Here is a 14,898-nt window from a genome sequence, read left to right on the forward strand (position 1 = left end):
CTAATTGCCCGTGAGGCTTAACCATACAACACCGAAGGGGTGTTGGAATGTGATATAGATATGCGTAGGGATACGTGTATGGGTGCTTGCGATAGCGCGAATGATGTGCTGCGAGAAGTGGTGTGAGGTTTACTTGGTGTTCAAACGCCTTTATCAGTTTTGTCTAAATTATGCCAAATTTGTCTGGCGGCCATAGCGACGTGGAACCACCTGAATCCTTTCCGAACTCAGAAGTGAAACATGTCAGCGCCGATGGTAGTGTGGGGCTTCCCCATGTGAGAGTAGGACACCGCCAGGCTCCTAATACGACGAGAACCCCAGCTTAACGGCTGGGGTTTTTTCGTTGTGGGTTCTGGTAAATCCCACTGCATAAAGGTAGTGAAAACCGCTATTTATTAGTGTTTTCTTCATTCTCCAGTTTGCCTGCCTTGGGTATTGATTATCCATTCATCTGAATTACTACCACATGGCTTGTGCGAAACGCTCTATTTATATGGGCCACAATATATTTTCCAAATATTGGCATGAAACTTGTATCTCCTTATGTAATGAAATAATAAATAGTTGAATTGCAGGAGATACAAATGAAAACTCTATTCTGGGTGTTGTTAACGATCTTACTATTAGCGGTATTTGGCCCTACTATCGTGGGTTTTATAATTAGCTTGTTTGCGGTAGTTCTAGTGCCACTATTAGTGATCGCATTATTGGGCGGTATTGCGTTTGTAGTAGGAACCGCTTTGTTCGGCAGTGTAGCTCTGGCTACTGCTATCGCAGCGGGTGTTTTGGTGTTAGTAGGGTTCAGCTTGTTTTGGCCGATTATTTTAATTGCTCTAGTAGTGTGGCTTTTTAGCCGCAGCCGTACCCAAACTGCATAAAATTGGTTAAAGTAGGTTCATCTTATTATAACGGGACAACGTTCATGAAAAACCTACTAAAAACTACCAGTGTTGCTGCTCTTACTTTTTTATTAGCTGCTGTAACGCCGGCCTATGCAGACGTTGATGTTGAAAGCCTTTGGTTGCGTGAATCTATTCCGGGGCAACCTAACGGGGCTGGTTTTGGGGAGCTGCGTAATCGAGGCACCGAAGATATGTTATTAGTAGGTGCTAGCACTAGTGTGGCTAATGATGTTGAAATTCACCAGCATGTGCGTGAAGGCGAGCAAATGCGGATGGAACAGATGGACATGTTAGTAATCCCCGCGGGCCAATCGGTAACCCTACAACCTGGCGGATACCATTTGATGTTAATGCAGTTGAGCGAGCCATTGCGAGTAGGAGATACCCACGAAGTTACGCTTATTTTTAGCGATGGTTCATCATTAAACGTTGCAGCCGAAGTGCGTGCACTGGTGCAAAATCGCCACGGTGGCCACTAGTATTGTTGTTTAGGCTATTACTTGCAAGCTGCTCTAACGAAGAAGGAAAGTGCCGAAAATATTGCGTAAATCCGCATTTCTGATAGTGAGGGAGCGGCAGTTGTACGTTTTCTGGTGTAACATGTGAGTAAGTTTTGTAGTAAAGGGTAGTGATCATGAATAGAAGAACTCAAGGAATGAAATACAGTTTAACGGCGTTTGCCGCTGCTAGTGCCTTACTATTTTCGGCCACCGTTTCAGCCGATATTCTCAGTGTTGAAGCAGAGGTTCAGTATTGGCAAGCGAAGCCGAGTGGCGGGCACACACCACAAGTGGTAACGCTGCCTGGTGGGGTAGAGATTGATAACGAGCAGCGGGAGTATTTTTGGAGTGATAGTGGGCAAGCGCGGCTAGGTGTGTCGCTGTATCATTTCATTCCTTTTATACCGAATATTAAGGTAGAAACGCAGCAGCTTAAATATAGTGCAGCCCGCGATATCATAACCATTGGCGGTACTCCTTACACAGTGGATCTTGATTTGGGCCATGAAACTTATACTTTGTTTTACGCGCCGCTTGATAACGGCCTCACAGAGTTTAAATTTGGTGTTAGCTTAAAACAATTTGATGGCCATATTACTGAATTTCAGGCTGCTAGTTCTACTGCAGTGTGGCGTATTAAAGAAGATGTATATTCAGGATATGTTCGCGGTGCTGCAAGCCTACCATTTACCGGATTTTCGGTTGTAGCTCAAGGCCATGTTGGTGTTGGTAGCCATGATACTTACGATGTAGAAGCTGCAGTTCGATATCGTTTTTTAGATAGCATGATGTTTGATGGACATCTAAGTTTGGGCTATCGTTCAATGAAGCTGCACTTCAATAATGAACGCTCTATTAATACTTATCATGAGTTCAAAGGGCCGTTTTTGAATTTAGCTTTGCGCTTCTAATTCCTAAATGCGATTACAATAAAAGGTCACAGTGAAGTTCTTCACTGTGACCTTTTTTGTGTTTATTTTTTAATTATCTCAAAAATAAGAAATAACACTACTGGCCTCTAATTGGTAGCCTACCAGCGCTAAATCAGAATCGCGATGCTCCACTTTTATAGTGCCGGTAACCCAAACGGCATCGTAAGTTACTGGGTAAGGAACCCCTTCAGGAAAGCTTACATGAATGATTTGATTTGGCGGCGGAGGCGGCACGTGAATACAGGCGCCAAAATAAGGCACGAGTAAGAATTCCGTAACACGGCGATCATCGCCCTCTAATTGCACAACATATCCAGGTATTTTTACGCGCTCACCATCTAGTTCTGGAATTACCGGTGCATCCAAATTTGTTTGCACTTGCATGTCAGGATTCTGTTCATAAAACATGGGATCGCGCACTGCAGGCGCCATCCAATCAGATGGCTTTAAATCATTCCATTTTAACTCGCGCACATCTGCAATTGCTGAATGCACTGATAAGGCAAAGGCTGCAGTTGCTACTACTGCCAAGTAATTTACTAACTTCATTTATAACCTCATGGATAAACCATCTGTTAATGAATTACGGTAAGCTTGCCAGGCCGGTATTAAACTAATAACGAAACCAGCGCCTAAAACGATCGCAACTCGTAACCATTCGGCACTTGATATACCGCCTAGTTCAACTACAACACCGAAATTACTTTGAATATAAGGTGCCAGTGCAAAAATAAAGCCATAGAGCATACCAATACCTACAGCGATGCCCGCTAACGTAAGTACAATCGTTTCGCTCACTAATAAGGTGAATATAGTTCCTGGGCCAGCGCCAATGGAACGCAGTACGGCCATCTCCCGTCTGCGTTCGCGTAGGCTAGCTAAAATGGTTGCCAGCATCCCGAGTAAACCAGCCAGCAGCACAAAGCCAGAAACTACCGATAGCGCTCGCTCAAAACCACTCAGCGTGCGCCATAAATCTTGTAATGTGGCTCCTGGCATAATCGCGGTAAGCGGCTCAGGGCGATAGGTGTTTATCTCCCGTTGCATGAAAATAGCTCGGGGCCTGCTTTGCAAACCTAACATAAAGGCACTTACGCTCGGGATGGGCGGCTGTTCGTGATGCTGTTCATCACCATGGTGCTCATGTTCATCGGCGTGTTGGTTATGATGCTCATGGTGCTCATGTTCATCGATTTGTTGGCTATGATGCTCATCACCATGATGTTCGTGATCATGGTTGTGATCATGGTCATCGTGGGCCTGGCCACCGTGCATGATGTCGAGATCCCGCAAACTAATATAGATGGCTTGATCCACGGGGGTGCCAGTGCGGGCTAATACACCAGAAATCGTAAGTGGTTGATCATCGTGTTCATGAAAACTAATACTGCCGGTGCCGTGCGCTACCACTAGCTCATCACCAAGCTGCAAGCCAAGCCGGCGGGCTACCTCGGCGCCAATTACGGTGTTTTCTTGGCTAAAGGGCGCACCGCTGGTGAAAACAAGCGGCTGTTGTTGGCCGTAGCGAAAATGTTCAAAAAAAGCAGGCTCGGTAGCAACTACTGGAAAGCCGCGCACGCTATCACCAAGCGCTATCGGAACGCTCCAAGTAACTTGGCTATTATTGGCCCAATGTTGATAGGTTTCCCAGCTCACATTATTCGTAGGGTTGCCAATATGAAAAACCGAGTACAGCAATAAGTTCACGCTGCCGCTGCGGGCGCCAACGATAAGATCCGTGCCAGAAATCGTATTTGCAAAACCAGTACGAGTTTCTTGGCTTACGCGCTCTACGCCAAGCAGCAGCATTACGCTAATGGCAATCGCGAGCAGTGTAAGAATAGCGTTCGATTTGCGGCTCAGTAGGCTTGCGAACGCAAGTTTAATTACCTGCATGGCTTACCTCTGCAGTATTAATATCAGCAAGCTCTATGATGCGATCAAAATGATGGCTGAGCGTGGCGTCATGCGTTACGAACACCAACGTAATGCTCTGCTGCTCACACTCTTCTTGCAGGAGTTGCAGGAAATTATCGCGCGCATCAGTATCTAGTGCAGAAGTGGGTTCATCAGCGATGAGTAATTCGGGAGCACCAAGCAAAGCTCGTGCTGCAGCAACTCGTTGTTGTTGGCCTACGCTAAGATTACCGGCTTGCGCATGCCATAAGCGTTCGGCAATGCCTAAGCGTGTAAGTAGGCGCTTACTTTCATCTTCGGCGCTTACCTTTTGTGCCTGCAAACGGGCTTGCCGTGCTTTTGAGAAACTTGCAGCAAGCACTACATTTTGCATTGCACTTAAATAGGGAAGCAGGTTGAATTGCTGGAAAATATAACCAACGTGGTCGGCTCGAAAGCGATCGCGCTGGCGTTGGGAAAGCGCACTTAAATCTGCATCGAGCACCATTAAGGTGCCCGATTGAGTTTGGTGTACACCAGCCAACAGCGATAGTAGCGTTGATTTGCCGCTACCACTTGGGCCTCGTAACAGCACGCGTTCACCTTTAGCAACTGCAAATTCAGCAATGCTTAGGGTAGGTTGCGCGTTACCTGGCCAGCAAAACTCAAGTTGCTGGCCCTGAATACACCAGTTACTCATGGCTTACTTGTTGTCTTGCGCTCGAGCGTATGAAGATTCGATTTCCGCTTTCGCTTCATCGATGTCGCCCCAGCCCTCAACTTTCACCCATTTGCCTTTTTCTAGCTCTTTGTAGCGCTCGAAGAAGTGAGTGATTTGCGCACGCAATAGCTCGGGCAAATCATTTACGTTTTCAATATGATCGTACTCTTTGCTCAGTTTGCTGATTGGCACAGCGATTACTTTGGCATCTTCACCTGATTCATCGCTCATTTTCAACACACCTACTGGGCGGCAGCGAATTACTGAGCCAGCCTGCAGTGGGTATGGCGTAGGAACTAAAATATCTACTGGGTCGCCATCAAGTGATAGGGTGTCGTTTACGTAACCGTAGTTGCACGGATAGAACATTGGTGCCGACATGAACCGATCAACGAACAATGCGCCAGTATCTTTATCTACTTCGTATTTAATCGGATTCGCATTGGCTGGAATCTCGATAATTACGTTAATTTCGTCTGGCAGATTTTTGCCCGCAGGTATGTCTTTCAAGCTCATATCAATATCCTTACTTCATACAAATGATAATGTTTAAATTAAAATGGTTTACGATGGCTTCAGTATATCTAACGTTGTATCAGAATCCCAAAGTAATCGAACGATTATGGATTAAACTTTAGGCGTATCGGGCCGATCGCACTGATACTTTTTATAGTAGCCTAGGCAGGTATCCACCTCTGCACGAGAACCCATAATCACCGATACGCGCTCGTGAATATCGGTAGGCTGAATGCTCATAATACGTTCATAGCCAGTACTTGAGCGCCCGCCCGCTTGTTCAACTAAAAAGCTCATTGGGTTCGCTTCATACATTAAGCGTAACTTGCATGGCTTTTCTGGGTTCTTACAATCGGCTGGATACATAAAGATACCGCTGCGCGAAAGTACGCGATGCACATCAGAAACCATGGCGGCATTCCAGCGCATATTAAAGTTCTTTTTGCGCACACCAAGCTCACCTGAGAGCAAATCAGAGATGTAATGCTCCATTGGGCTAGTCCAGAAACGCCGGTTCGACATGTTAATTGCGAACTCCTGCGTTTGCTCTGCAAGCGTTACTTTTTCTACGGTAAGTAAGAACTCGCCGATGGAATGGTCTAGGGTAAACATTTTCACGCCGTTGCCAGTAGTAAGTACTAACATCGTTGAAGGGCCATATAAGATATAGCCCGCCGCGATTTGTTCATCGCCTGTTTGCAGAAACAGTTCAGTGCCTTCAGCAGGATGATCTGGTTTCTCTAGAATGGAGAAAATAGTGCCTACTGAGCCGTTGATATCAATGTTGGAACTACCATCGAGAGGATCAAACGCCACTAAATACTTAGCATCTGGATTGCCCATTACCACGAAATCTTCTTCCTCGGAGGCAACGGCATGCACCAAGTTAGTTTCTAACAACATGCTCTTTATTAGCTGGTTGGATACTACATCAAGCTTCTTTTGGGTTTCGCCTTGCACGTTTTCATCTAGCGTTGAGCCAAGTGTGCCAGCCAAACTGCCTTGGTGAAGACGGAAAGAGATTTCTTTTGCTGCAATGAGAAGGGTGTTGATCACGGAAATTAAGTGCAAAGGAACGTGATCGTTGTTCAGAACGGGAATCAAGCGTTGCATGATTAGCCTCTGGTTTTGAGTTTAGTACGTTACTGGGAACGCGCGCTAGTTTACCTGAAAGCGTAGCTGAAAGCTTCCTTTTTGCGCAGATGCTAGCGTGAATGCGAAGTGGTACAATCGGAGGTTATTCGTGAAGCGCTAGGGTAAAGCAGCAGGGGCACTTGATGGCACATATTCATATTCTTGGTATCTGCGGTACATTTATGGGCGGTATCGCCGCGTTGGCTAAATCGATGGGGCACCGAGTTACGGGTAGCGATCGCAACATTTACCCACCAATGAGCACGCAACTTGAAAAGTTAGGTGTTGCTGTATTCGCAGACGATGATTTAAGCCAGCTTGAGCCGGCACCTGATTTAGTAATTATCGGTAACGCGCTTAGCCGTGGTCATATATTGGTAGAGCATGTGTTACAACGCCGTTTGCCTTATACCTCGGGCCCGCAATGGCTTGGTGAGCAGGTGTTGCGCCAAAAGCATGTACTAGCCATAGCCGGTACCCACGGGAAAACAACCACCGCTTCTATGTTGGTGTGGATTCTGGAGCAAGCAGGCCTTGATCCAAGTTTCTTGGTGGGTGGAGTGGTGCAGCCTTATGGTGAAACGGCGCGGTTAACAACTAGCCCATATTTCGTAATTGAGGCTGATGAGTACGATACAGCGTTCTTCGATAAGCGTTCTAAGTTTTTACATTATTTTGCTAACACCTTGGTGATCAATAACCTTGAATTTGATCATGCGGATATTTTTTCTGATTTAGCGGCAATCCAACAGCAGTTTGCCTACGTTATACGCACGGTGCCAAGTGATGGCCAAGTGATTTATCCACAGCAACCCGCGGTTGCAGAAGTATTGGCACGCGGATGCTGGTCGCAACGCATTGCAACGGGCACAAGCGAAGGTTGGCAAGTACAATTACTGAATGCGGCGGGCAGTACATTCCAAGTAATGCACCATAACCAGGTTGTTGCCCAGGTGGATTGGCAGTTGATTGGCAAGCACAATGCCGAGAATGCTCTGATGGCCATCATAGCGGCCGTACAAGTGGGTATAAAGCCGGAGCAAGCTGCCGCTGCATTGCAGCAATTTACGGCACCGGCGCGCCGTTTAGAATTTAAAGGTGCCTATGGTAACGTGCGGGTTTACGACGATTTTGCCCACCACCCCACAGCTATCGCAACCACAATTCAGGCGCTGCGGGCGCAAATAGGCCCGAATGATCGTTTAATTGCCATTTTCGAGCCGCGTTCCAATACAATGAAAGCGGGAGTACACAAAAATACTTTGGCTCCAGCATTTGCTGGTGCTGATATGGTGTATGGTTTACAACCCGAAGAGCAAGATGGCTGGCAACTTAATCAGGCCTTAGCGGCGGCTGGAATGCCGGTACATGTTGCACAAACCGTGCCGGAGTTAGTAGCAGAATTGCAAAAGCACTATCAAGATCGGCAGGAAAAATCCGTTGGTGCGCATGAGCTAAATGTAAACGCGCAGAACCGCAAAGGCGAGAGCCCTAAGGCGGCAGTGCAGGAACATTGGGTAGTAATGAGCAATGGCGCTTTCGGCGGTATTCACCCACTATTGGCAACAGCATTAGAAGGCGTAGCGAACTATGAAAACAGCAGATAAGCGAATTACCTTAGCAATCACTGGTGCATCTGGAGCGCCATATGCGCTGCGCTTATTGGAATGCATGTTAGCGCAAGGGCAGGAAGTTTCATTGCTGATTTCTAGTGCGGCGCGGGTGGTATTTGCCACAGAAGAAAACTTAAAGTTGCCGGGCTCGGCAGAGGCACTACAAACATTTTTATGTGAACGCTATCAAGTACCAACATCACAACTAAAAGTGTATGGCAAAGAAGAGTGGTTTTCACCTGTGGCTTCTGGCTCGGCGGCACCAAAACGCATGGTGGTGTGCCCGTGCTCTACGGGTACGCTATCCGCGATCGCCACCGGCGCTAGTGATAACCTTATTGAACGCGCTGCCGATGTGGTGATAAAAGAGCGCGGCCAGCTTATTTTAGTGCCACGCGAAATGCCACTGAGCAGCATTCATTTAGAACATATGCTGAATCTTTCGCGTTTGGGCGTTACAATCATGCCTGCCGCACCTGGTTTTTATCATCAACCACAATCCATTGCTGATTTGGTTGATTTTGTGGTGGCCCGTATCCTTGATCATTTGGGCCTTGATCAACAATTAATGAGCCGCTGGGGCTACGACCAGCGCAATTCTTAAGCGAATTTACCCGGAGTATTCAATGACCAACGCTCTCGAAATTAGCGGGCTGCGAAAAATCTATCGCGGTGGCTTGGTGGCCTTGAAAGGGCTCGATTTAACCGTTAAGGAAGGCGATTTTTACGCATTGTTAGGCCCAAATGGGGCAGGTAAATCTACGACAATCGGCATTATCTCTTCACTGGTGAATAAAACCGCAGGGCAGGTTAAAGTATTTGGTTATGATTTAGATACCCAAATTAACCAAGTAAAAGAACACATCGGCTTGGTACCGCAAGAGTTTAATTTCAATCAGTTTGAAACAGTTCTGCAAATTGTTGTAAACCAAGCTGGCTATTACGGTGTTTCCCGTGCTTTAGCGCGGGAACGTGCAGAAAAATATTTAAACCAATTAGGGTTATGGGAAAAGCGTAATGATCGTGCCCGTACTCTTTCTGGTGGCATGAAGCGCCGCCTTATGATCGCTCGCGCTTTGCTGCATGAGCCAAAATTATTAATTCTGGATGAGCCCACAGCCGGTGTAGATATCGAATTACGCCGTTCAATGTGGGAGTTTTTAACGCGCATTAACAAGCAGGGCGTAACCATTATTCTAACCACACATTATCTTGAAGAAGCGGAAGTGTTGTGCCGGAATATTGGCATTATCGATAAAGGACAAATTATCGAAAACACCACAATGAAATCGTTACTGGGTAAACTGAATATTGAAACCTTCGTGCTGGATATCGCCGAAAATGGCAAAACGCCGGTAATAGAAAGTGCCACGATGCGCATCATTGATGATCACACTATTGAGGTGGATGTTGCTAAATCAGCGGGCTTGAATTCGGTGTTCAGCGAGTTAACCGAACAAGGCATTAAGGTACTTTCGATGCGTAATAAAGCGAATCGCCTAGAAGAATTATTCGTTAACCTAGTGGAACAAGGCCGCGATACGAAGGAGCCAGTGTAGTATGCGAAATCCAATTCATTTCACGGCATTAAAAACTATTTGGATTAAAGAGTGCACGCGGTTTTTACGCATTTGGGTGCAAACCTTAGTACCGCCAGCAATCACCATGACCCTGTATTTCGTTATTTTCGGTAGCCTTATTGGTAGCCGTATCGGCGAAATGGGCGGTGTAAGCTACATGGAATTTATTGTGCCCGGCTTAATTATGATGTCGGTGATCACCAATGCGTATTCGAATGTGGCATCATCTTTCTTCAGCGCTAAGTTTCAGCGCAACCTCGAAGAAATGTTGGTAGCGCCAGTATCGAATATTACGATTATTCTGGGTTATGTGGGCGGCGGTGTTGCGCGCGCATTGATTGTTGCCGTAATCGTTACGTTGGTATCGGGTATCTTTGTTGATTATCGTATCGAAAATTTTGCCATGGTTGTGCTTACCGTAGTGCTCACCGCCACCTTGTTTGCGATGGGTGGCTTACTGAATGCTATGTTTGCGAAAACCTTCGATGACATCTCCATTATTCCAACCTTTATACTCACGCCGCTTACCTACTTGGGTGGGGTATTTTACTCGATTACGCTGTTACCTGATTTTTGGCAAACAGTTTCTCAGTTCAACCCGATTATCTACATGGTAAATGGCTTCCGTTATGGCTTTATTGGCGTTTCAGACATTGCTCCGGTTACCGCAATTGCAGTGTTATTGGTGTTTAATGCCGCATTCTTTGTGCTTGCCTGGTGGCTATTACGCCGCGGCACCGGTACCCGTACCTAATGAGTGAGTTTGCATCACGCGCAATTACCAGCAACCAAACGGGGGTTCATGCTGATATCCCCGCTTTGGTTGCCAAATATTGGCAGCACGAGTTTTTAAAGCCGGTAGCGGAACATAGCCAAGCAGCTTTTGCACAAGTAGCAGAGCGATTGGCGAGCTGCAATGGGCCGCTAATTTTAGATTCTTGCTGCGGCGTTGGCGAGAGTACTGCTGAGTTAGCGCAGCGTTATCCTCAAGCCTTGGTGGTGGGTATCGATAAATCGGCGCATCGCTTGGGTAAGCATGTGTTTCATAAGAAAGCGTCGGAACATTGTGGCGAGTACATGTTGGTGCGGGCTGATCTAAATGATTTCTGGCGGTTGGCTGCAGCAGCAAAGTGGCAACCTGAACGCCACTTTCTGCTTTATCCAAATCCATGGCCGAAGAAAAAGCACCTTGGCCGCCGTTGGCATGGTGCACCAGTATTTCCAGCCTTTGTGCAGCTAGGAGGAAGTATTGAACTACGCAGTAACTGGCCTATTTATTTGTATGAGTTTGCTATCGCACTTGCGTGCGTGGGAATAGTGGCTGAAGTGAGGCAGTTGCCTGAGCAAGTTGAGCCAATCACCCCATTTGAACGTAAATACCAAGCGAGTGGGCAAAGTTTGTGGCAGTTAACGGCCAACCTAGCTGACGCTAACCTCGTTGCAACGGAAAACATTGAATATTTGCAGCAGCGCGCCGCCGAGCTAGCCGAAAGCGGTGAGGGTGTGCTAAAGTCTGCGGCTCGAAATTTTGCGTTAGGAGATGCGCGTGGCGCCTAAATCCACTGCTGAAGCAAGTATGGAAGCCCTCTACAGGATCTTTACGGTTCCTGAGGCGCCTGATTCCACACTTGGTAAAATCGAAAAACACTTATCTGAGAATCTGGAAGGGTTCCTTTCTTCGCATATTGTTACGCAAGAACGGCCTTTGCATGAGATTGAGCGTGATTTTGCCTATAGCGATATCCCCGAACAACCAGAGTTTGTATCTGATCACACCGATAAATTACTAAAAAAATTAGTAGCGCAATCTGTGCACACGGCCTCACCTCGGTTTATTGGCCACATGACCTCGGCTTTACCCTATTTTCTTTTGCCATTAGCGAAGTTAATGGTGGGTTTAAACCAGAACTTGGTGAAGATCGAAACCTCGAAAGCCTTTACGCCAATGGAGCGGCAAACGCTCGGCATGATGCACCACTTGGTTTATGGAGAGCAGCCGGCTTTCTATGAACGCTGGATGCATAATGCGGATCATTCCCTCGGGGCTTTTTGCTCTGGTGGCACTATTGCCAATATTTCTGCACTTTGGGTGGCGCGCAATAATTTACTGGCGCCGCGTGATGATTTTGCAGGAGTTGCAGCGGAAGGGTTAGCGGCCGGTTTATCAGCGTATGGCTATAAACGTTTAGTGGTATTAGTTTCGGAACGTGGCCATTATTCCTTAAGTAAGGCTGCTGATGTATTAGGCATTGGCCGCAAAAACTTTGTCAGTGTACCTGCAGATGAAAACAACCGTATAAAGCTCGATGCCCTGCGGGAAATTGCCGCAAAAGTAACGGCTGAAGGCGGCCGGGTAATGGCTGTTGTGGGCATTGCGGGCACCACTGAAACGGGCCATATCGATCCGCTTCGGGAAATGGCGGCGGTAGCGAAAGAGTACTCAGCTCATTTTCATGTAGATGCCGCATGGGGTGGCGCCACACTAATGTCGTCTACGTACCGGAAATTGCTAGATGGTATTGAACTCGCCGATAGTTTAACCATTGATGCGCATAAGCAAATGTATGTGCCGATGGGCGCTGGCATGGTGCTATTTAAAGATCCTGCGTTGGTAAACGCGATCGAACATCACGCGGAGTATGTTATTCGCCGCGGTTCCAAAGATTTAGGTAGCCACACCATGGAAGGCTCACGCCCTGGAATGGCCATGTTGGTGTATTCCGCTTTGCATGTAATGGGCCGAACAGGCTACGAATTGTTGATTGATACCGGCATTGAGCGCGCGAAGAAATTTGCCACAATGATTGAGCAACAAGATGATTTTGAGGTAATTTCGTACCCTGAATTATGTTTGCTTACCTATCGGTATGTGCCGAGTGAAATCAAAGCCGCGCTAGTGAATGCAACGGCTGAGCAGGTTGCTGCAGTTACGCCACACTTGAACATTCTTACGCGTTTTATTCAGAAAAATCAGCGTGAAAATGGTCGCTCGTTTGTTTCTCGTACTAAATTAAACCCAGTTAAATACCATCGTGAAGGTTCGTTAGTATTTCGCACGGTATTGGCTAATCCACTTACTACAGCAGAAATGTTGGCAGAAATTATCGCTGAACAGCGCGAAATTGCTGCTAGCGCACCATCCTTGCAGCAACACATTCTTGATGCGGCAAAACGCTGTGGATTGCTATAAATCTGATGTAACACCTAGCATCAGCTAATTTAACCTCAGTTTTTCGCGCATAAAAACCGGTGGAGGGACGTAACTGACTTAGTTAACGTTGTCGCCCTATTCTAGGAAGGATTACTTGTCCGTAGAGGGACTGCTGCCATGAGTTGGGCGAGATTATGTCGTTAGTGATGTGCTTTTATATGATGTCAGCATTTATTGGCGAACGTAAAATAACGACCAAGCTCAATTCAGGTGTTATTAAGAAAGTGTTGATTTTATTCAACTGCTCGAACCAAAAATATTGATACTTTACATAGCTATCGTTACTATTATGTCGATATCTTTGCAGGTATTTGTTGTGGAGATCGTTCACAAGGATTTTTTTTCATGGAGATTTAATAATGTTAAAGCACCAAAGCACCAAAGCACCAAAGCACCAAAGCACCAAAGCACCAAAGCACCAAAGCATTAAAACCGTCCTTATATCACTCATCGCTGGCACCTCATTTTCCGCATTAGCAGTAGATCGCGAACTAGAATGCTCTCTCATTGCGAATCAAATAACCTCAGTAAATAATGGCTATTTAGTAGCGCCGGGCTGGCTTGAACATAGAACTACGATCAATACCGGCGGCCCTATTTATGCAGCTGTAGGGGAAACGTTTCAAGTTAGAGGGAGAAAAACTAATTTTTGCATAATTAAAGAAATAGAAGATTTGGCGGGATGTTTATGGGAGTACGCTACTGGAAATAGCAACCGTTATGCTTGGTGGGAAAATAATGCGCAACACAATACAAACTTTTTAGGAGGGTTTTCTAGCAATAGAAATCTTTATTACGTTCCTACGGAACGAGGTGAAAAGTCAATTGTATCGGTCGTTACGGATAAGTATTACACAACAAATTCGTACGGCTCAACTGGGAATCTCGACCTATTAATACCTTCTTGTGATGCAATTAAGGTATATGCACATGATCTTCCTATTGCTAACGCATACTCTCTTCAAGGCGGGATGAGTATTTCGGCTCAAGCTGTGCCAACAATAGATAGTTTGTCTGAGCGAGGTAGGCAAGGCCTTGCACCAATAGTATCGTGGCGATTAAAGCATATTCAGTTCCACGAGGCGGACTACTTTATTAGCGGGACGACTACCTTAAATTTTAGCCCACAATACAACGGAATATATACGGTTTATTTAACAGTGGGAGACGGCAATTATTCAACTACTACTCGAGTTGGTGATGCCTACTTTGCCGGTGGTGAAGATGGTTGTTTTGATTGCGACACGGTGATTATTCAATAAACTAGAAGGGAAGCCCAACATGCAGAAAATTACATTAGCAATCAAATTTATAATGTTTGCAACATTGATTTACTTCGGCGTGAGCAATAACGCGCTTGCTCAATCGAATGACAACGAGGGTTACGTAGGCGTTGCGAGGTACGGCTATTCAGGCGCAAATGAGCCTGCTATATATTTCCGAGCGCCTATAGGAAATGAGTTTAGCTTTGAAGGCTCCGTAGCCACACTTTTTGATTATGTATTGCGAGCAAATGCCTACTACCATGTAAACTCAGAGATAAAACTGGGTTTAGGTATTGTTGAATACAAGAGTGGCAACTTCAAAGATACCGGAGCAAGACTTTCTGCAGGTTACCAGTTGGTGCAAGCTGAGAACTGGCAATTGAATGTTTTAGCGGGGCGTGAGTTTATTTTCGGCGATAAAAATTTTGTGGAAATGCAGTGGCGCTATCAATTTAGCGAGCGTTTCAGTGTGTTTTATCATCTGCAACATAACTTCAGCAGAAGAAACGAGGGTTACTTGGGAGTTGGCTACCGCTTTTAACGCTCGCTATTTTTCGTGTTGATATACTATGGAGTAACGTGCGGATTGCGTTACTCCTTTTCATTTTTTGTGCCGCTACTGTGCGCC

The 14,898-nt window shown here is 46.2% G+C and carries 15 protein-coding genes, 1 rRNA gene and 1 pseudogene; 12 read left to right on the forward strand and 5 right to left on the reverse strand.

Annotated elements, in window-relative coordinates:
- The first annotated feature begins 182 nt into the window (after nt 1-182).
- The 4 genes from rrf to ACNA7P_RS10150 all read left to right on the forward strand — a co-directional run bounded on the left by rrf (nt 183) and on the right by ACNA7P_RS10150 (nt 2,313).
- A 5S ribosomal RNA gene (gene rrf / locus ACNA7P_RS10135) occupies nt 183-298 on the forward strand.
- A 286-nt stretch (nt 299-584) separates the two neighbouring features.
- The gene (locus ACNA7P_RS10140) at nt 585-878 is read left to right on the forward strand and encodes a hypothetical protein (protein ID WP_416258515.1); all 294 of its coding nucleotides are present in this window, start codon (nt 585-587) and stop codon (nt 876-878) included.
- 44 nt (nt 879-922) lie between these two features.
- On the forward strand, nt 923-1,381 hold the full coding sequence (locus tag ACNA7P_RS10145; protein ID WP_416258516.1) for a copper chaperone PCu(A)C: 459 nt from the start codon (nt 923-925) through the stop codon (nt 1,379-1,381).
- 155 nt (nt 1,382-1,536) lie between these two features.
- On the forward strand, nt 1,537-2,313 hold the full coding sequence (locus ACNA7P_RS10150) for a TIGR04219 family outer membrane beta-barrel protein (RefSeq protein WP_416258517.1): 777 nt from the start codon (nt 1,537-1,539) through the stop codon (nt 2,311-2,313).
- Between the two features lie 78 nt (nt 2,314-2,391).
- On the opposite strand, the gene ACNA7P_RS10155 is transcribed toward ACNA7P_RS10150, so the two are convergent.
- From ACNA7P_RS10155 to ACNA7P_RS10175, 5 genes are all read right to left on the reverse strand, one after another.
- Complete coding sequence (locus ACNA7P_RS10155; RefSeq protein WP_416258518.1) at nt 2,392-2,883, reverse strand: DUF3299 domain-containing protein; 492 nt, start codon at nt 2,881-2,883, stop codon at nt 2,392-2,394.
- The gene (locus ACNA7P_RS10160; protein WP_416258519.1) at nt 2,884-4,230 is read right to left on the reverse strand and encodes an ABC transporter permease; all 1,347 of its coding nucleotides are present in this window, start codon (nt 4,228-4,230) and stop codon (nt 2,884-2,886) included.
- The gene (locus tag ACNA7P_RS10165; RefSeq protein ID WP_416258520.1) at nt 4,217-4,930 is read right to left on the reverse strand and encodes an ABC transporter ATP-binding protein; all 714 of its coding nucleotides are present in this window, start codon (nt 4,928-4,930) and stop codon (nt 4,217-4,219) included. Before ACNA7P_RS10165 ends, ACNA7P_RS10160 begins: the two co-directional genes overlap by 14 nt.
- Before the next feature lie 3 nt (nt 4,931-4,933).
- Complete coding sequence (gene ppa, locus ACNA7P_RS10170) at nt 4,934-5,467, reverse strand: inorganic diphosphatase (RefSeq protein WP_416258521.1); 534 nt, start codon at nt 5,465-5,467, stop codon at nt 4,934-4,936.
- A gap of 111 nt (nt 5,468-5,578) precedes the next feature.
- Nucleotides 5,579-6,580, reverse strand: a complete 1,002-nt coding sequence (locus ACNA7P_RS10175; RefSeq protein WP_416258522.1) for a class 1 fructose-bisphosphatase — start codon at nt 6,578-6,580, stop codon at nt 5,579-5,581.
- Between the two features lie 164 nt (nt 6,581-6,744).
- On the opposite strand from ACNA7P_RS10175, the gene mpl reads away from it, so the two are divergent.
- The 8 genes and pseudogenes from mpl (at nt 6,745) to ACNA7P_RS10215 (ending at nt 14,811) form a co-directional block, all read left to right on the forward strand.
- Nucleotides 6,745-8,208 carry a UDP-N-acetylmuramate:L-alanyl-gamma-D-glutamyl-meso-diaminopimelate ligase gene (mpl, locus tag ACNA7P_RS10180; protein WP_416258523.1) on the forward strand — a complete coding sequence of 488 codons (1,464 nt, stop codon included), beginning with the start codon at nt 6,745-6,747 and terminating at the stop codon, nt 8,206-8,208.
- A complete protein-coding gene (locus tag ACNA7P_RS10185; protein ID WP_416258524.1) occupies nt 8,192-8,818 on the forward strand; it encodes a flavin prenyltransferase UbiX in 627 nt (208 codons plus the stop codon). The genes mpl and ACNA7P_RS10185 overlap by 17 nt, the downstream gene beginning before the upstream one ends.
- Before the next feature lie 22 nt (nt 8,819-8,840).
- Nucleotides 8,841-9,773, forward strand: coding sequence for an ABC transporter ATP-binding protein (locus tag ACNA7P_RS10190; RefSeq protein ID WP_416258525.1), 933 nt, complete (start codon nt 8,841-8,843; stop codon nt 9,771-9,773).
- Between the two features lies 1 nt (nt 9,774).
- Nucleotides 9,775-10,548 carry an ABC transporter permease gene (locus ACNA7P_RS10195; RefSeq protein WP_416258526.1) on the forward strand — a complete coding sequence of 258 codons (774 nt, stop codon included), beginning with the start codon at nt 9,775-9,777 and terminating at the stop codon, nt 10,546-10,548.
- Nucleotides 10,548-11,216: pseudogene (trmB, locus tag ACNA7P_RS10200) on the forward strand (tRNA (guanine(46)-N(7))-methyltransferase TrmB); the annotation flags it as partial. The gene ACNA7P_RS10195 and the pseudogene trmB, both read left to right, overlap by 1 nt.
- 124 nt (nt 11,217-11,340) lie before the next feature.
- Nucleotides 11,341-12,984, forward strand: coding sequence for a pyridoxal-dependent aspartate 1-decarboxylase PanP (panP, locus tag ACNA7P_RS10205; protein WP_416258527.1), 1,644 nt, complete (start codon nt 11,341-11,343; stop codon nt 12,982-12,984).
- A gap of 380 nt (nt 12,985-13,364) precedes the next feature.
- Complete coding sequence (locus ACNA7P_RS10210) at nt 13,365-14,267, forward strand: hypothetical protein (protein WP_416258528.1); 903 nt, start codon at nt 13,365-13,367, stop codon at nt 14,265-14,267.
- A gap of 19 nt (nt 14,268-14,286) precedes the next feature.
- Nucleotides 14,287-14,811, forward strand: a complete 525-nt coding sequence (locus ACNA7P_RS10215) for a hypothetical protein (protein ID WP_416258529.1) — start codon at nt 14,287-14,289, stop codon at nt 14,809-14,811.
- Nucleotides 14,812-14,898 lie beyond the last annotated feature (87 nt).

Source organism: Aliidiomarina sp. (assembly GCF_047920995.1).
In the GTDB taxonomy this organism is placed as follows: Bacteria; Pseudomonadota; Gammaproteobacteria; order Enterobacterales; family Alteromonadaceae; genus Aliidiomarina.